Annotated in this window: 15 protein-coding genes; 11 read left to right on the top strand and 4 right to left on the bottom strand. The window is 70.8% G+C overall.

The features are described from left to right. The first annotated feature begins 5 nt into the window (after nt 1-5). The 3 genes from HCA44_RS00590 to HCA44_RS00580 are packed head-to-tail and all read left to right on the top strand — an operon-like array spanning nt 6 to nt 2,591. Nucleotides 6-683: an MBL fold metallo-hydrolase gene (locus HCA44_RS00590; RefSeq protein WP_169646603.1), complete on the top strand. Its 678-nt coding sequence runs from the start codon at nt 6-8 to the stop codon at nt 681-683. Between the two features lie 14 nt (nt 684-697). Continuing rightward, nucleotides 698-1,969, top strand: a complete 1,272-nt coding sequence (gene hisS / locus HCA44_RS00585) for a histidine--tRNA ligase (protein WP_169646602.1) — start codon at nt 698-700, stop codon at nt 1,967-1,969. Then, entirely contained in the window at nt 1,959-2,591 is a 633-nt protein-coding gene (locus HCA44_RS00580) for a hypothetical protein (RefSeq protein ID WP_169646601.1), read from the top strand. Before hisS ends, HCA44_RS00580 begins: the two co-directional genes overlap by 11 nt. 19 nt (nt 2,592-2,610) lie before the next feature. Here HCA44_RS00580 and HCA44_RS00575 read toward each other — a convergent pair whose 3' ends face one another. Both HCA44_RS00575 and HCA44_RS00570 read right to left on the bottom strand, forming a co-directional pair. Next, nucleotides 2,611-3,972: a hypothetical protein gene (locus tag HCA44_RS00575; RefSeq protein WP_206037482.1), complete on the bottom strand. Its 1,362-nt coding sequence runs from the start codon at nt 3,970-3,972 to the stop codon at nt 2,611-2,613. Continuing rightward, nucleotides 3,969-4,298, bottom strand: coding sequence for a type VII secretion target (locus tag HCA44_RS00570; RefSeq protein WP_169646600.1), 330 nt, complete (start codon nt 4,296-4,298; stop codon nt 3,969-3,971). Before HCA44_RS00570 ends, HCA44_RS00575 begins: the two co-directional genes overlap by 4 nt. Before the next feature lie 135 nt (nt 4,299-4,433). On the opposite strand from HCA44_RS00570, the gene HCA44_RS00565 reads away from it, so the two are divergent. Continuing rightward, nucleotides 4,434-5,462, top strand: coding sequence for an Rv2578c family radical SAM protein (locus HCA44_RS00565; RefSeq protein ID WP_169646599.1), 1,029 nt, complete (start codon nt 4,434-4,436; stop codon nt 5,460-5,462). Between the two features lie 58 nt (nt 5,463-5,520). Continuing rightward, entirely contained in the window at nt 5,521-6,489 is a 969-nt protein-coding gene (locus HCA44_RS00560) for an ABC transporter substrate-binding protein (RefSeq protein ID WP_169646598.1), read from the top strand. A gap of 6 nt (nt 6,490-6,495) precedes the next feature. Here HCA44_RS00560 and HCA44_RS00555 read toward each other — a convergent pair whose 3' ends face one another. Then, a complete protein-coding gene (locus HCA44_RS00555) occupies nt 6,496-7,395 on the bottom strand; it encodes a neutral zinc metallopeptidase (protein WP_169646597.1) in 900 nt (299 codons plus the stop codon). A 149-nt stretch (nt 7,396-7,544) separates the two neighbouring features. Here HCA44_RS00555 and aspS point away from each other — a divergent pair, with 149 nt between their 5' ends. Then, complete coding sequence (gene aspS / locus HCA44_RS00550; RefSeq protein WP_169646596.1) at nt 7,545-9,365, top strand: aspartate--tRNA ligase; 1,821 nt, start codon at nt 7,545-7,547, stop codon at nt 9,363-9,365. A 113-nt stretch (nt 9,366-9,478) separates the two neighbouring features. After that, entirely contained in the window at nt 9,479-10,603 is a 1,125-nt protein-coding gene (locus tag HCA44_RS00545) for a phosphotransferase (protein ID WP_169646595.1), read from the top strand. A gap of 6 nt (nt 10,604-10,609) precedes the next feature. Here HCA44_RS00545 and HCA44_RS00540 read toward each other — a convergent pair whose 3' ends face one another. Then, complete coding sequence (locus HCA44_RS00540; protein ID WP_346764503.1) at nt 10,610-12,277, bottom strand: alkaline phosphatase D family protein; 1,668 nt, start codon at nt 12,275-12,277, stop codon at nt 10,610-10,612. 151 nt (nt 12,278-12,428) lie between these two features. Between HCA44_RS00540 and HCA44_RS00535 the strand changes: the two genes are divergently transcribed. From HCA44_RS00535 to ruvX, 4 genes are all read left to right on the top strand, one after another. Continuing rightward, a complete protein-coding gene (locus HCA44_RS00535; protein WP_346764502.1) occupies nt 12,429-13,823 on the top strand; it encodes a replication-associated recombination protein A in 1,395 nt (464 codons plus the stop codon). Between the two features lie 52 nt (nt 13,824-13,875). Then, nucleotides 13,876-14,496, top strand: a complete 621-nt coding sequence (locus tag HCA44_RS00530; protein ID WP_169646593.1) for a maleylpyruvate isomerase N-terminal domain-containing protein — start codon at nt 13,876-13,878, stop codon at nt 14,494-14,496. 206 nt (nt 14,497-14,702) lie between these two features. Then, entirely contained in the window at nt 14,703-17,375 is a 2,673-nt protein-coding gene (gene alaS / locus HCA44_RS00525; protein WP_169646592.1) for an alanine--tRNA ligase, read from the top strand. Between the two features lie 2 nt (nt 17,376-17,377). After that, nucleotides 17,378-17,914, top strand: a complete 537-nt coding sequence (gene ruvX, locus HCA44_RS00520) for a Holliday junction resolvase RuvX (protein ID WP_169646591.1) — start codon at nt 17,378-17,380, stop codon at nt 17,912-17,914. Nucleotides 17,915-18,009 lie beyond the last annotated feature (95 nt).

Below are 18,009 nucleotides of genomic sequence, written 5' to 3'. Positions count from 1 at the left end.
CGGACGTGCTCGTCACCGGCTTCCCGGCAGGAATGTTCCAGACCAACTGCTATGTCGTCGCCCGCGACGACGCGACCGAGTGTGTCGTCGTCGATCCCGGCCAGGACGCCGCCGAGCCACTCGCCGCATTCCTCGCCGACAAGGGCCTGACCCCGACCGCGGTTCTGCTCACCCACGGGCACCTCGACCACGTGTGGAACGCGCGGCAGGTGTGCGAGCGGTACGCGATCCCCGCGTACATCCACCCCGAGGACCGGTACATGCTCACCGACCCCGGGCGCGGCATCGGGCCCACGCTGCAGCCGTTCCTCGAAGGCGCCGAGTTCACCGAGCCCGACCGGGTGATCGAGTTGCACCACGGCGACGTCGTGACCGAGGCGGGGATCGAGTTCACCGTCGACCACACCCCCGGCCACACGCAGGGGTCCGTCGTGTTCGGCACGGTTGTCGCCTCCGCGGAGCCGATGCGGCTCGCGTTCACCGGCGACACCCTGTTCCAGGGCTCGATCGGACGCACCGACCTGCCCGGCGGCGATCACGAACAGCTCCTCGAGTCGATCGCCGCGCGCCTGCTGCCGCTGCCGGACGACACCGTCGTGCTCCCGGGGCACGGCGGCACGTCCACGATCGGAGACGAGCGGCGCGCCAACCCCTTCCTGGTTGGACTGTCCGGAACGCGATAGGGAAAAGTAGAACCGTGAGCAAAGCCAGTACCTTCTCCGCCCCCAAAGGCGTCCCCGACTACGTTCCGCCGCAGTCCGCCGACTTCGTCGCCGTCCGCGACGGCCTGCTGCGCGCGGCGCGGCTGGCCGGATACGGCCACGTCGAGCTGCCGATCTTCGAGGACACCGGGCTGTTCGCGCGCGGCGTCGGCGAATCGACCGACGTCGTCAGCAAGGAGATGTACACCTTCGCCGACCGAGGCGACCGCTCGGTGACGCTGCGCCCGGAGGGCACCGCCGGGGTCATCCGCGCGGTCATCGAACACGGCCTCGACCGCGGGCAACTGCCGGTCAAGCTCGCCTACAGCGGCCCGTTCTTCCGCTACGAACGCCCGCAGGCCGGCCGCTATCGTCAGCTGCAACAGGTGGGTGTCGAGGCGATCGGTGTCGACGATCCGGCGCTCGACGCGGAGGTGATCGCCACCGCGGATGCCGGCTTCCGCAGTCTCGGACTCGAAGGATTCCGGCTCGAGATCACCTCGCTCGGCGACGACACCTGCCGCCCGCAGTATCGCGAACTCCTGCAGGACTTCCTGAAGGCGCTGCCCCTCGACGAGGCGACCCGGCACCGGGCCGACATCAACCCGCTGCGTGTGCTGGACGACAAGCGCCCCGACGTGCGTGAGATGACCGCCGACGCGCCGCTCATGCTCGATCACCTGTCCGAGTCGGCGAAGGCGCACTTCGACTCGGTCCTCGCGCATCTCGACGCGCTGGGGGTGCCGTACGTGATCAACCCGCGCATGGTCCGCGGGCTCGACTACTACACGAAGACGACCTTCGAGTTCGTGCACGACGGGCTCGGCGCCCAGTCCGGTATCGGTGGCGGCGGCCGGTACGACGGTCTCATGGAGCAGCTGGGTGGCCAGCCCGTGTCGGGCATCGGCTACGGCCTCGGCGTCGACCGCACGATCCTCGCGCTCGCGGCGGAGGGAAAGTCCGTCGCGGGCGAGGGGCGAGTCCAGGTGTTCGGGGTACCGATGGGCGCGGAGGCGAAGACGCGCCTGCTGGTGCTCGCGCAACAACTGCGCGGTGCGGGCGTGAGCGTCGACCTCGTGTTCGGCGACCGCGGCATGAAGGGCGCGATGAAGGCAGCCGACCGGTCGGGCGCGCGCCTCGCGCTCGTCGTCGGCGAGCGCGAACTCGACGAAGGCACGGTCGTCGTCAAGCAGCTCTCGACGGGCGAGCAGGAGACCGTGCCCCTCGCCGACGTCCTCGCGCGCGTCGGGGTGCTCCTTGGGAGCTGACGCGGAGCAGGTCGCGCTCGACCTGGTTCCGTCGGAACTGATCGCGCCCCGGCTGAAGAGGCTCGCGGCGGGAGCCGTCGTGATCGGCGCGCTCCTCGGTGTGCTCGCCGCACTGTTCGGCTCGCCCGTCGTCGGTGCGGTGGTCGCGGCCGTCGTCGCGGTGCCGGTCGCGGGCGGTGCCCTCGCGGGTCTGCGTCGCGGCATCACGCTGACCGGCACCACGGTGCACGTGGTGTCGGGGCTGCGCTCGCGCACGCTCGACGTCACGGACGCGACCGGCGTCGACCTGGTGGTGCGCACCATGCGGATCGGCGAGGTGTCGGTCGAGATCACCGACGGCCGCACGACCGTGTCCGTGCCGGTCGCCCTGTATGCCGAGGGCGGCGGACGCGAACTCGACGTGCTCGCGTTGCGCCGCCTCGCCGACGCACTCGCGGCGGGCAGCCTGCCCTCGTCCGCGGCGATCGTGTCGGTTCTCGTCGAACAGTTGCGGGCCGAGGCACGGGGAGCGGGCCTCGTGCAGCGTCCGCTCTATCGTGCGGCCGAGCTCGTCAAGGGCAGGGGGCGGCCCGGACGCAGTGTGCTGTCCGATCAGGAAGTCGCGGACCTGGTGGACGACTGAGCGGTGGACGACCGATCGGTCAGTCGAACGCGTCGTCGGCCAGTTCGTCCGCGCCGATGACGGCGGGCGCGACCATCGGCAGGTCGGTGCCGAAGGTGTCGGACGAGCCGGTTCCCTGCAGATACGACGGCGTGGACGGGGTGTGCTCGGTGTCCGAACCCTGCCCACGGCCGGCGCCTGCCATGCCCGCGCCGCCCATGCCGCCTGCCATCGGCGTGCCTGCCGCGGCGGCGGGCGCGGCACCGGCCGCGAAACCCGCGACGGGCGCCGCGGCGCCTGCGGCCGGGGCCGGGGCCGGGCCCGGGGGAGCCGGAGCGAGTGGTGCGCTCGCCGAGGCGCCGCCGCCCGCAACGCCGCCTGCGCCACCGCCGCCGATGCCGCTTGCACCGCCCGCCGCGGATGCGGCACTCGTGTGTGCGGCCGCGCCGGAGCCGGATCCACCGGACGAGATGTCGGAGAGCGACGACTGACTCGACGCGAGCTGACCCACACCGTCGGTCACCGTCGAGACGAGTGGCTTGCCGACACCCTCGACGAGCTCGCTCGCGACCGCGAACGGCGAGGTGCCGCCCGCGGCCCCACCGGGCGCCGTCGGCACGGGGACCGGTGAGGCGAGGCCGTTCATGGTGAGCGTGTGCTCGTTGAGTTCGGTGCGCGTGCCGGTGACGATGGCGACGGCAGCCTTGAGATGCTCGGCGGCCGACGCGAGGAGCATCGACTGGCCGGGCGGGGTGAGCGCGACGGGTGCCGCGGCAACCGCGGTGGCCGCGAACGACTGCGCGACGGTCTCGAGGTTCGCATTGCCCCGCGCGACGGCCGCCGCGGCCGTCTGCGTCGTGGCACCGATCTGCTTGCCCTGATCGCTCAGTTCGCCACCGCTGGTCTGGGCCTGGCGGCCCTGATCCTGTGCGGCCTGGGCCGCGTTGCTCTGCCACACCTGGTCGAGTGCCTGGAGCCCGCTCATGCTCATCGACATGACCTGGTCGAGGACCTTGGAGGACGATTCGAGGATCGCGGTGGGATCGAACCCGCCGCCGCCCAGCGTGCCCGACCCGAACAGTCCGCCCAGCTGCGTGAGCGGCGCGAGGAGCTGGTCGATGCCGGGCAGACCGGCGAGGCCCTGCCCGGAGAAGAGCGCCTCGATCGGGTTGGGCGGGAGGGGAGGCAGCTGCGGGAGCGGTGGCAGTTCGCCGAGCGGAGTGTCCAGCAGTGAACCGAGCGGCGAACTCTCCAGCGCCTCCATCGGGCTGGCGGGCAGCGGGGCGGCCAGGAAGTCGCCGACCGGACCGCCGGCGAGCGCGTCCCCGACGGTCGCGGGTGCGGCGGGCTCGGGTGCGGGGCCGGTGCCGAGATCGATGTTCGCGGGTTCGAACGCGCTCACGCGAGGCCTCCCATGTCCGGCCCGAGACCGCCCAGTGCGGAACCGGTACCGGCGTCGGTGTCGTCGTACCCGTCCGCGCTGGCGTTCGCGGCGAGCGCGGTCTGCGTGTAGAAGTTCGCGAGCGAGGCGACCGCTTCGGCGTGCGTGCCCTGTGCGTGCGCGAACGCGGCCAGGAAATCGGCGCCGATGGGGCCGAGGACCGGCGTGAGTGCCGCGATGTTCGCTGCGAGATCGAAAGCGCCTGCGGCGGCGACCTGTTCGGCGGCCTGCGCTGTCGTGGCGCCGTAGGCGCGGATGCCGTCGGTGACGACCGAGACGTCGCTCATGATGGACTCCCCCCGGATGACGTGACGTTCGCACGGAACCTTAGCGCACGCGCTCGGGCGTGCACGACCGACACGGCCGCGTGGCGCCGCGGGGGAGCGATTGACACCGGTTCGAACCTGTGTTCGACTCTCGGTATGCGATGGAACGGTCAGCGGCTCGACGTCGACGACGGTGCGCTGCCGGGGCTCGAGCGATCGGGTGTGCTGCGGTCGGTACGCACACCGGAGTTCGACGGTGTCACCTTCCACGAGGTGTTGTGCAAGAGCGCGCTCAACAAGGTCCCGGAGGAATCGGCGCTGCCGTTCCGATACACCGTCAACGCCTTCCGGGGCTGTAGCCACGCGTGCCGCTACTGCTTCGCGCGCCCCTCGCACGAGTACCTGGAACTCGACGCGGGCGCCGACTTCGACTCGCAGGTGGTGGTCAAGCTCAACATCGCGGCGGTACTGCGCAAGGAACTTCGCCGCGCGTCCTGGCGCCGCGAAGCCGTCGCGCTCGGCACGAATACCGACCCCTACCAGCGTGCCGAGGGCAGATACCGGCTCATGCCCGGCATCATCGGGGCGCTCGCCGAATCCCGTACACCCTTCTCGATCCTCACCAAGGGCACACTGCTGCGACGCGACCTCCCGCTGCTACGCGGTGCTGCCGAGAGTGTGCCGGTGTCGATCGGCATCTCGCTCGCAGTGTTCGACGAGGAATTGCAGAAGCAGCTCGAGCCGGGCACCCCGTCGCCGCGGGCGCGGCTCGACCTCGTCCGCGCCGTCGCCGACGCGGGGTTCGACTGCCACGTCATGGTCGCACCTGTCATCCCCTTCCTCACCGACTCGGTCGACCACCTCGACGCGCTGTTCGGTGCGCTCTCCGCTGCCGGTGCCGCGGGGGTCACCGCGTTCCCGATGCATCTGCGAGGAAGTACCAAGGGGTGGTTCCTCGGGTGGCTCGCGCGCGAACATCCCGCCCTCGTGCGGCGCTACCGCGAGCTCTACGGCCGCGGTGCGTACGTGCCACCCGAGTACCGGCGGATGCTGGCCGAGCGGATCGCGCCGCTGCGCACGAGACACGGTTTCGATCATGCGTCGGGCCACCGCGACGCCGCGCCCGCCGAGCAGGTGGCTGCCGCGCCGCCGATCCGACGCTCGCCGGAGCCCACACTGTTCTGACGGCGGCCCCTACGATGCACACGCCGGAGGACACGGCGACGCCGCGGAAAGGACTGTCGTGCACATATCGAAGACGATTGCCGCGCTGGTGATGTCGCTGACGGCAGTGACCGTCGTCGGCTGCTCGTCGAGCGAGGGCGCAGGCGCAACGCGCGGAACCGAGACGCGCGCCGTCGAGACGCCCGGTGGCGTGGTCGACGTGCCGGTGGACCCGCAACGCATCGTCACGACCCACAACATCGGTACCCAGCCGCTGCTCGATCTCGGCATCGTGCCGGTAGGCGCTGCGTCGGTGCCGCCGTCGATCGTCGTGCCCGAGTACATGAGGCAGATCGCCGACGTTCCGGTCGTCACCGACGGCGAATCCGTCGACGTCGAGGAGATCGCTGCCCTCGAGCCCGACCTGATCTTCTCGCACAGCGGCACCGATCCGGCGGTGCTGGCACAACTGCGGGCGCTCGCCCCGGTCGTGCTGGTGCCCATCGAAGGCGAGTTGCGCAGTGATTGGCAGCGCCGCATCGACGTCGTCGCGGACGCGGTCGGCCGCACCGACCGCAAGGCGGATCTGGACGCGGACCTCGAGCGGCACGCGCGCGACGTCGCCACCCGTCACGCGGACGTGCTCGCGCGCGAGACCGTCAGCTTTCTCGATTCGTACGACGCGCAGGAGTTCTGGGCGTACGGCCCCGAGTCGATGGTCGGCGAGATCCTGACCTCGGCGGGTGCGCGGTTCGCGCCGTCGACGCGCGACATGACGCCCACCCGCGGGCCGGGCGAGCGACAGATGTCGCGTGAGGATCTCGGCGACTACGTCGACGGGTCGCTCGTGCTCTACAGCTCCACCATGAGCGACCCGGTGCAGCCGTTCGGTCAGGTGGGCTCGCTCGTCGCGTCGCCGCTGCTGACCGGGTCGCCCGCCGGGCAGGCCGGCCGGGTGCATCCCGGCGGCTACGCGCTCGTCAGCAACTACGGGCAGGCCGGCTACCTCCTCGACCGCTTCGACGACGCGCTCGCCGCCGCGAGCTGAGTCCGCTCACGGCCGGTCGAGGTCGGCCGCCGTATAGGTGTCGCATGCAGCCACGTCGCCCGTGCGGTAGCCCGCCTGGAACCACGACCGACGTTGCGCCGACGAGCCGTGCGTCCAGCTCTCCGGGTCGACGCGTCCGGTGGCGGAGCCCTGGATCCGGTCGTCGCCCACCGCCGACGCGGCGGACAGCGCGTCCTGCACGTCCGCGTCGGTCAGCGGTTCGAGCAGCGGCTCACCGCCGCCCGGTGCGGGGGTCGTGGCGGCATAGTGCGCCCACAGGCCGGCGTAGCAGTCGGCCTGCAGTTCGGTGCGCACCGAACCCGATTCGGCGCCGTGCGGGTCGGACTGGGCACGCCCGAGGTCGCCGAGCCGATTCTGGATGTGATGACCCACCTCGTGGGCAACGACGTACTCCTGCGCGAGGGGGCCGCCGCTCGACCCGAACCGGTCGACCAGCACCTGGAAGAAGCTCGTGTCGAAGTACGCGACCTGGTCCGCGGGGCAGTAGAAGGGGCCGACGTCGCTGGTCGCATTGCCGCAGCCGGTCGCGACGGACCCGGAGAACAGCACGACCTCGGGTGGCACGTACTCGACGCCCGTCTGGGCGGGGAGTTGAGCGGCCCACACGTCGTCGAGGCTCGTGGCCGTGCCGACGATGCGGCAGTCGACGTCGGTGTTCGCGGACGCGCCACTGGTGCAGTGCGCGAGATCGGCGCCGCCGCCGTCTCCGGTGGTTCCGGTGAAGTCGCCGAGCAGGCTGCCCGGGTCGCCGCCCAGCAGCAGCGCGACGACGAGTACGAGCAGTCCGCCCGCGCCGCCGCCGAGCGCGAGCTTGCCGCCCCGGCCCGGGCCGCCGCCGGAACGGACCCGGCCCGGATCGAGCCTCGCACCTTCGTCGAACGTCATTGCGGCGGAGTCCCTTCTGCGCGTGCATCCCGTGCCGTGTGGCGGAGCCACGAGCCCGGATGCGGGCATGCGTTTCGTCTCACACCGGCCCGCTCCGTAATATCGCAGGCAACGGACTATCCCGCCCGACTTTCCCCGAAAGGAATCCCGTGCTGCGCACCCATCTCGCCGGCTCGTTGCGAGCCGAGAACGTCGAGCAGACCGTCACCCTCACCGGGTGGGTCGCGAGGCGCCGTGATCACGGCGGGGTGATCTTCATCGATCTGCGCGACGCGTCCGGCGTCGCGCAGGTGGTCTTCCGCGAAGGCGAGGCGGCCGAGCAGTCGCACCGTCTGCGCGCCGAGTACTGCGTGAAGGTCACCGGAGTGGTCGAGGTGCGTCCGGAGGGCAACCAGAACTTCGACATCCCGACCGGTGCGATCGAGGTCAACGCGACCGAGCTCGAGGTCCTGTCGGAGAGCGCGCCGCTGCCCTTCCAGCTCGACGACCAGCCGGGCGAGGAAGCGCGCCTGAAGTACCGCTACCTGGATCTGCGCCGCCCGGGACCGGGCCACGCGCTGCGGTTGCGGTCCAGGGTCAACGCGGCGGCCCGTGACGTGCTGTCGACGCACGAGTTCGTCGAGGTCGAGACGCCGACGCTGACGCGGTCGACGCCGGAGGGCGCGCGCGACTTCCTCGTGCCGGCCCGCCTGCATCCGGGCGAGTTCTACGCACTGCCGCAAAGCCCGCAGCTGTTCAAGCAGCTGCTCATGGTGTCGGGCGTCGAGCGCTACTACCAGATCGCCCGGTGCTACCGAGACGAGGACTTCCGCGCCGATCGGCAGCCGGAGTTCACTCAGCTCGACATCGAGATGTCGTTCGTCACGCAGGAGGACGTGATCCTCCTCGCCGAGGAGATCCTCGTCTCGTTGTGGCGCCTGATCGGTCACGAGATCACCACGCCGATCCCGCAGATGACGTACGCCGACGCGATGCGGCGGTTCGGCACCGACAAGCCCGACCTGCGGTTCGGTCTCGAGCTCGTCGAGTGCACCGAGTTCTTCGCCGATACGCCCTTCCGTGTGTTCCAGGCGCCGTACGTCGGTGCGGTCGTCATGCCGGGCGGCGCGAGCCAGCCGCGTCGCCAACTCGACGCGTGGCAGGAGTGGGCGAAGCAGCGCGGAGCCAAGGGGCTCGCCTACGTGCTCGTCGGCGAGGACGGCACGCTCACCGGCCCGGTCGCGAAGAACATCAGCGACGCCGAGCGGGCGGGTATCGCCGCGCACGTCGGCGCGCAGCCGGGCGACTGCATCTTCTTCGCGGCGGGCGGAGTCAAGAGTTCGCGCGCCCTGCTCGGTGCGGCTCGCGGCGAGATCGCCCGCAAGCAGGACCTCATCGATCCGGACGCGTGGGCATTCGTGTGGGTCGTCGACGCCCCGCTGTTCGAGCCTGCCGAGGAGGCGACCGCGAGCGGTGACGTCGCTCTCGGGCACAGTGCGTGGACCGCGGTGCATCACGCGTTCACCTCGCCCAAGCCGGAGTCGATGGACACCTTCGACACCGATCCCGGTTCGGCTCTCGCGTACGCCTACGACATCGTGTGCAACGGCAACGAGATCGGCGGCGGCAGCATCCGCATCCACCGCAAGGACATCCAGGAGCGGGTGTTCAAGGTGATGGGTATCGCCGAGGACGAGGCGCAGGAGAAGTTCGGCTTCCTGCTCGACGCGTTCTCCTACGGCGCGCCGCCGCACGGCGGCATCGCCTTCGGCTGGGACCGCATCACCGCGCTGCTCGCGGGCGTCGATTCGATCCGCGAGGTCATTGCCTTCCCGAAGTCGGGCGGCGGTGTCGATCCACTGACCGACGCGCCCGCGCCGATCACGCCGCAGCAGCGCAAGGAATCGGGCATCGACGCGAAGCCGGTCGACAAGGGTGAGAAGGGCGAGAAGGGCGACAAGGGCACAGCCGACGCCAAGCCTGCCGAGTGACGTAGCCCGCGTCGGTTCGGGTCGTGACCGGGAGCTCGTCCATGGTCTCGGAATCGACAAGACTCGGCATGTGAGCGCCTGTTCACGGCGATCTGCAGGTAGGTTGGATCGTGATGACCGCGATACTGGCAGACCCCGTTTCAGAGGTAGTCGCCGCAGCCGAGAGGTTGCTCACGCGCCGAACCGGGGCAACGGTGACATTGGTGGATCCGATCGACCTCGGGGGGAGCGGCCGCACGATCGTGCTGCGCGTGCGTGTCGCGGAGAATCCTTTCTCGCTGCCACGCACCCTCGTGCTCAAGCAGTACGGGGCCGTCGAAGCGCAGGGGTCCGAGAACGCTTTCCTCCGCGAGGTCGTGAGCTACCAGTTCGCTACCGCGCTCGCCACCGAGAGCAGGCCGGGAGCCGAGTTGCTCGCATCCGATCTGCCGTCGCGGCTGCTGGTGCTCACCGACCTCGGCGACTCGACTCCGTTCGCGGAGCTCGTCGGCAAGTCCGACCACGACACGGTCACCAACACGCTGATGGCGATGGCGCAGGCGCTCGGCCGTATGCACGCAGCCACCGTGGGGCGTGAGGAGGACTTCACGGCGCTGCTGCGCCGCGCCGAGGTCGCGCACTACGACGACGCGATCGCGTCGCAGGTGGACGCCGCAGTCGAGTCGGTGCCGCAGCTGCTGTCCGACATGCTCGGCGTGACGGTGTCGGACGAGGTGCGCGCGGTCGCGTCGCGCGCGGCGAAGCTCTTCCGCAGCGGCGGCTTCCGTGCGTTCAGTTCGGCCGACCTGTGCCCGGACAACATCATCGTCAACGACGAGGGTGTCCGGTTCCTCGACTACGAGTGGGGCGGCTTCCGCGATGCGCTGCTCGACATCGCGTACGCGCGTGTCTCGTTCCCCGGGTGTCTGTGCAGCATCGAGCTGTCGCAGGAGCGGGCGGACGCGATGGCCGACGCGTGGCGCGCGGAGGTCGTCGGTATGTGGCCCGCGCTCGCCGACGACGACGTGCTCGCGGCGCGCCTGGCCGAAGCCGAGCTCATCTGGGTGTGGTTCAGCACGTGGATGTTCCTGCCCGGTGAGGGGGAGCGAGTCGCCGCGGTGCGCGACCACACGTTGTCGGTTCCGCGCATCGAGGCGCTGCAGCGCCGCTGGGCGCAGGTCGCGATGTCGGCCGAGCGTGCGGGCAACGCCGCCGTGGCGCATCACGCCACCGAGGTGGCGGCGCGGCTGGCGGACTGACCGGCGTCAGCCGAGGGGAGCGGCAGGCTCGACGCGTCCCGCGCCGCGGGGCACGCGCATGCTCGCCCCTACCCGCACGCCCGCCGCGGGGTCGGTCGGGTCGTCGACGAAGAACCAGTCCATCTGCGCGGCCTGCGCGGTCACCTCGAACACCCCGTAGCCGTGCGAGTCGAGTTCGGTCCAGCGGATGTGCCGGTTGACCGCGGTCACGGCGGCCTCGATACCCACCGAGGTGCTGCGCGGTGGTGTGCCGAGGATCTCGTCGAAATTCTTCGACGTCACCGACGTCACCACCATCTCGGTGCCGACCACCGGGCTCGCGGGATAGGCCGCGGGATCCAGGGGCAGGTCCGCGCACCAGCTCGAATGGATGTCGCCCGTGAGGAACACGGTGTCGGCGCGCCCGGCGCCCGCGAGGGCGTCGAACAAGCGGGCGCGGTCCGCGGCGTAGCCATCCCACTGGTCGGCGTTGACCGGTACGCCGTGCTCCGGGATCCCGGTCAGTTCGGTCAGGGCACGTGTCTCGTCGGGCTCGAGCGGAGGCAGCGCGAGCGGTGCGATCATCACCGGATTGCCGATCAGGTTCCACAGCGCGGACGTGGTCGTGACGGTGCCGATCAGCCATTCCATCTGCGCGGGGCCCGTGATCGACCGGTCCGGCGCGTCGACGAATGCGCCCGCGAGGGCGGGCACCTGCCGGTCGCGGTAGCTGCGCAGGTCGAGCATCGACAGTTCCGCGAGGTCGCCGAACCGGAACCGCCGGTACAGATGCACGTCGCCCGCGCTGCCCGCGGTCCGCACGGGCATCCACTCGAGATATGCCTGCAGTGCGGCCGCCCGGCGGTCCGCCCACGCGCCCTCGGTCGCCGGATCGTGGTTCTCCGCTCCACCCGCGTAGGCGTCGTTCGCGCTCTCGTGGTCGTCCCACGTCACGATCCACGGCACCCGTGCGTGCAGTGCCTGCAGGTCCGGATCGGTCTTGTACTGCGCGTGCCGGATGCGGTAGTCGGCCAGGCTCACGATCTCGTGGGCCGGCTCGTGTGGACGCACGGCACCGTGCCTGCCCGCGTAGCCGCCGCGCGCGTACTCGTACAGGTAGTCGCCCAGGTGGACGACGGCGTCGAGGTCGTCGCGCGCCGCGAGATGCCGGTAGGCGGCGAAGAATCCGGCTTCCCAGTTCGAACACGATGCGACTCCGAATCGCAGTCGTTCCGGAGTCGTGCCCGGCGCGGCCGTCGTCCTGGTCCGTCCGACCGCACTGACCGTGCCGCGGCACGCGAACCGGTAGAAGTACGTGGTGGCCGGTGCGAGCCCGTCGACGTCCACCGAGACGGTGTGATCGCGTGACGGACCCGCCGTGACGCGGCCGTTCGCGACGACCTCGGTGAACGCCTCGTCCCGCGAGACCGCCCACTCGACGTCGACCGCGTCGCCGCGGCCCGAGCCGGGGGTGGCGTCGGGCGACGGTGTCACGCGCGTCCACAGCACCACCGCGTCGGGCAGGGGATCGCCCGACGCGACACCGTGCGCGAACACCGGTTCGGCGGCATGCGCGAGTGCGGGGGCGGCCCACACGAGGGCACCGGTCAGAGTCGCCGAACGCAGCAGTGTGCGGCGGGACACGGCGGTGCGTGCGCGGACGGGAGACGGTGAGCGGGGCTGCGATGCGGGCACGTGTCGATCCGACCGTGTACCGGTCTTCTGTTCAAGCGTCCACGCCGCGAGCTTCGTACTGTTCATGCACCGTTCGCCGGTGCCGTACCCGTCGATGGGGTGCGTGTCACCGCGGCGGGACGTGTCGCGGCCTGCGGGTACCGTCGGACCGGTGAGCGAGTTGTTCGAAACCGAGTCGGCGGGCCTGTTCGAGACCGAATCGGCCGAGCCGGCGTCGTCGGCGCCGCCCGCCGCCCCCGACCGTGTCGACCCCCGTGCGCCGCTCGCGGTACGGATGCGGCCGCGCACGCTCGGCGAGGTGCTGGGCCAGTCGCATCTGCTCGGGCCGGGTGCGCCGCTGCGCCGCCTCGTCGAGGGTTCGGGCGCCGCGTCGGTGCTGCTGTACGGCCCGCCCGGCACCGGCAAGACGACCCTCGCCTCGCTGATCTCGGGTGCCACGGGCAGACGGTTCGAGGCGCTGTCGGCGCTGTCGGCGGGCGTCAAGGAAGTGCGCGGCGTCATCGAGCTCGCTCGGCGCCGTCTGCTCGGCGGCGAACAGACCGTGTTGTTCATCGACGAGGTCCACCGGTTCTCCAAGACTCAGCAGGACGCGCTGCTCGCGGCCGTCGAGAACCGGATCGTGCTGCTCGTCGCGGCCACCACCGAGAACCCGTCCTTCTCCGTGGTGTCCCCGTTGCTGTCGCGTTCGCTCGTGCTGCAGTTGCAGTCGCTCACGAGCGACGACATCCGCGAACTGCTGGGCCGCGCGTGCACGGACGAACGGGGCCTTGCCGGCACCGTCGTACTCGCCGACGACGCCCGTGAACACCTCGTCCGGCTCGCGGCGGGCGACGCGCGACGTGCGCTCACCGCGCTCGAGGCGGCGGCAGACGCCGCGCAGGGCGACCACGACGCCCCGGACCGGCCGGTCACGATCGATCTCGAAACGGTCGAGGCGAGCGTCGACAAGGCCGCGGTCCGCTACGACCGCGACGGCGACCAGCACTACGACGTCATCAGTGCGTTCATCAAGTCGATCCGCGGCTCGGATGTCGACGCCGCGCTGCACTACCTCGCCCGCATGATCACCGCGGGCGAGGATCCGCGGTTCATCGCGCGCAGGCTCGTCGTCCACGCGAGCGAGGACATCGGCATGGCCGATCCCACCGCATTGCAGACGGCGACGGCCGCGGCGCAGGCCGTGCAGCTGATCGGAATGCCCGAAGCGCGGCTCGCGCTCGCACAGGCGACGATCCATCTCGCGACCGCACCCAAATCGCCCGGCGTCGTGTCGGCGATCGGTGCCGCGATGGCCGACGTCGCAGCGGGCAAGGCCGGACTGGTTCCTCCGCATCTGCGCGACGGCCACTACTCGGGCGCGCAGCAACTCGGCAACGCCGTCGGCTACCGATACCCGCACGACCATCCCGACGGCGTGCTGCCGCAGCAGTACCCGCCCGACGAGCTCGTCGGCATCGACTACTACGAGCCCACGAACCACGGCGCCGAGCGTGGTATCCGCGAACGGCTCGGCAAACTGCGCGCCATCGTGCGGGGCCGGCGGTAGCGTCGCCACCAGGAGCCCGACGGTGTCGGGCGCGACTGTACGGGGGTGTGCGATGACCTCGCCCGAGCTCGCCGATCCCGTCGCGGCGTTCGTGGCGGGCGCGGACCTGCTGCTCGCCACGGCGCGACGGGTGCCCGACGACGCGTGGGAACGCCCCGGACTGGGGGAGTGGAGCGTGCGCTCGCTCGTCGGCCACGCGGGACGGTCGCTCACGACCGTCGTCGACTACGCTGCGACGGCCGCGCTCGAGGTGGACGTCGGCTCGGCCGCCGCCTACTACCGGGCGATCGCCACGGTGGCCCACAGCGCGGCCGCCACCGAGCGGGGGGTCGAGGCGGGGGTCGCGCTCGGCGCCGATCCCGTACGCACGCTCGAGGAGTATGCGCGCCGCGCGGCGACCCTCGTCACCGAACTCGACGGCGACCGCATCGTGCACACCCCCGCGGGCGGGATGCGGCTGTCCCGGTACCTGCCGACCCGCACGTTCGAGCTCGCGGTGCACTCGCTCGACCTCGGTGCGGCGATCGGCGTCGAGATCACCCTCCCTGAACCTGTCGCGGACACCGCGACGAACCTCGCGGTCCGGGTCGCCGCGCTCGGCGGTCACACGAACTCGCTGCTCCGAGCGCTCACGGGGCGTGCGCCGCTGCCCGCAGGCTTCTCGGTCGTGTGAGCCCGGCGACCGGCTCCGGTCGCACGCCGGCCGGACGGTTAAGCTTGACTACGGCGTGTCGTGCCGTGCCCACAATGCGGACAGGCGGCTGCACGCACGGAGTCCGCCGCGAGCCGACCCGCCCCGCGGGTCGCCGTTCACGACGCCTGCCGGCCACCCGCGAGACAGAACAGCCACCCACGAGACAGACAATAAGGATCATCGACGTGCAGACCCACGAGATTCGCAGGCGCTTCCTCGACCACTTCGTCAAGTCGGGGCACACCGAGGTGCCGAGCGCGTCGCTGATCCTCGACGATCCGAACCTGCTGTTCGTCAACGCGGGCATGGTCCAGTTCAAGCCGTACTTCCTCGGCCAGCAGACCCCGCCCTACGACACCGCGACGAGCGTGCAGAAGTGTGTGCGCACCGGTGACATCGAAAACGTCGGCGTCACGACCCGTCACAACACGTTCTTCCAGATGGCGGGCAACTTCAGCTTCGGCGACTACTTCAAGCAGGGCGCGATCGAGCACGCCTGGACGCTGCTGACGTCGTCCCAGGACGACGGCGGCTACGGCTTCGACCCGGAGCGGCTGTGGGTGACCGTGTACCTCGACGACGACGAGGCGCACGCCATCTGGCACGACGAGATCGGCATCCCCGAGGAGCGCATCCAGCGCCGCGGCATGGCCGACAACTACTGGTCGATGGGCATCCCCGGTCCGTGCGGTCCGTGCTCCGAGATCTACTACGACCGCGGCCCCGAGTACGGCGTCGACGGCGGCCCCGAGGCGGACGAGGACCGCTACCTGGAGATCTGGAATCTCGTCTTCATGCAGAACGAGCGCGGCGAGGGCACCGGCAAGGACAGCTTCGAGATCCTCGGCCCCCTGCCGAAGCAGAACATCGACACCGGACTCGGCATCGAGCGTGTCGCGTTCCTGTTGCAGGGCGTCGACAATGTGTACGAGACGGACCTCGTGCGTCCCGTGATCGCGAAGGCCGAGGAACTGTCCGGCCGCGCGTACGGCGCGAAGCACGAGGACGACGTGCGATTCCGTGTCATCGCCGATCACGCGCGCACCGCCGCGATGCTCATCGCCGACGGCGTCAACCCCGGCAACGACGGCCGCGGGTACGTGCTGCGGCGCCTGCTGCGCCGCATCGTGCGGTCCGCGAAGCTCCTCGGCGCCGATCGGCCCAGCATGCTCGAGTTCATGACCGTCGTGCGCGACACGATGGCGCAGTCGTATCCGGTCCTCGACACCGATTTCGCGCGCATCTCGAATGTCGCGGTCGGCGAGGAGACCGCCTTCCTCAAAACCCTGGCGTCGGGGTCGAAGCTGTTCGAGGGCGCGGCCGACGCGGTCAAGGCGTCGGGTGCCACGGTCATCGGCGGCACCGAGGCGTTCACTCTGCACGACACCTACGGGTTCCCGATCGACCTCACCCTCGAGATGGCAGCCGAGGCGGGGCTCACGGTCGACGAAGCGGGATTCCGAACGCTCATGGCCGAGCAGCGCAAGCGTGCGAAGGAAGACGCGCAGGCCCGCAAGCACGCGCACGCCGACCTCAGCATCTACAAGGAACTCGTCGACCGCGGCCCCACCGAGTTCACCGGTTTCGAAGAGTTCGTGAGCGAAGCCACCGTGCTGGCGCTCGTCAAGGGGGGCGTGCGGGTGCCCACCGCCGCAGCGGGCGAGGACGTCGAGGTCATCCTCGACCGCAGCCCCCTCTACGCCGAGGCGGGTGGCCAGATCGCCGACACCGGCACGATCACTGCGGCAGGCATGCGCGCGCGGGTGGGCGATGTGCAGAAGATCGCCAGGAAGCTGTGGGTGCACAAGGTGACCGTCGCCGAGGGGCAGATCACCGAGGGCGACACCGTCCTCGCTTCGGTCGACGCCGACTGGCGCAAGGGCGCGACACAGGGCCACTCGGGCACCCACATGGTGCACGCTGCCCTGCGTCAGGTGCTCGGACCCAATGCGGTCCAGGCGGGTTCGCTCAACAAGCCCGGCTACCTGCGCTTCGACTTCTCGTGGCAGGGCGCGCTCACCGAGCAGCAGAAGCAGGACATCGAGGTCGTCGCCAACGAGGCCGTCGCCGCGGACTACGCGGTCAACACCTTCGTCACCGACCTCGACAAGGCCAAGAAGATGGGCGCGATGGCCCTGTTCGGGGAGAACTACGGCGACGAGGTCCGTGTCGTCGAGATCGGCGGCCCGTTCTCGATGGAGTTGTGCGGCGGTACGCACGTCGGGTCGTCCGCACAGATCGGTCAGGTGACTCTCCTCGGCGAGCAGTCGGTCGGCTCGGGTGTGCGCCGTGTCGAGGCCTACGTCGGTCTCGACTCGTACAAGCACCTCGCGAAGGAACGCGCACTGCTCGCCGGCCTGTCGTCGTCGCTCAAGGTCCCCGCCGACGAGGTTCCCGCGCGCGTCGAGGCGCTCGTCGACCGGCTCCGGGTCGCCGAGAAGGAACTCGAACAGACCCGCGCGAAGGCCGTCCTGGCGGCGGCGAGCGAGTTCGCGAGCAAGGCGCAGCGCGTGGGTGCGGTGCGGCTCGTCGCCGACAAGGCACCCGCCGGCGTCGGTGTGGGCGACCTTCGTTCGCTCGTCGCGGACGTGCGCGGCAGGCTCGGTACCGACCCGGCCGTCGTGGTGCTGCTCGGTGACGCGGACGGCAAGGTGCCGTTCGTCGTCGCCGCGAACAAGGCCGCACAGGATCTCGGGGTCGAGGCCGGGGAGCTCGTGTCCGCATTCGGGCCCAAGATCGGTGGCCGCGGCGGCGGCAAGGGCGACATGGCGCAGGGCGCCGGGTCCGACCTCGGCGGCGTCGACGCCGCGCTCGACGCGGTGCGCGCGCGGGTCGCCGAGATCGCCGAGGGCCGCTGATCGTGGCGCACGCCGAGGTCGACCGCCCCGGCGAGAACGACCCGGGGCGTGGCCGCAGGCTCGCTGTCGACGTCGGCAGCGTCCGGATCGGCATCGCCTCGTCCGACCCGGACGGCATTCTCGCGACGCCCGTCGAAACGGTGCCGCGTGCGAAGGACCGGGGCCCCGACGCGCCCGATCTGCGGCGCATCGTCGCACTCGTGCACGAATACGAGGCTGTCGAGGTCGTCGTGGGTCTACCTCGCACTCTCACCGGTGAGCGCGGCAAGGCCGCCAGCACCGCCGCGGCCTTCGCCAAACGGCTGTCGCGAGCGATCGACCCGGTACCGGTACGGTTGGCCGACGAACGGTTCACTACGGTGACCGCGTCGCGTGCGTTGCGAGAGAGCGGCGTCGCGGCGAAAGGCCAGCGGGCGGTGATAGATCAAGCCGCTGCGGTGGCCATCTTGCAAGGTTGGCTCGACGAGCGAAGCGAGTCGACGGGGAAGTCGGAAGACGAGCGGAGCGAGTCGATGGGGCAGTCGGGAGCGGATCGGTGAACGCGGTGGCAGCAGGCGTCGGAGACCGAACTGTCGAAGTCCGGGTTCCCCGAGCGGGAGCCGCCCGTGGGTGATCACACCCGACGCGACGGGGG

The organism is Rhodococcus sp. HNM0569, from assembly GCF_012726205.1.
Taxonomy (GTDB): Bacteria; Actinomycetota; Actinomycetes; order Mycobacteriales; family Mycobacteriaceae; genus Rhodococcus_F.
The sequence above is the reverse complement of the archived record's forward strand: the minus strand, read 5'-3'. Positions and strand labels throughout refer to the sequence as shown.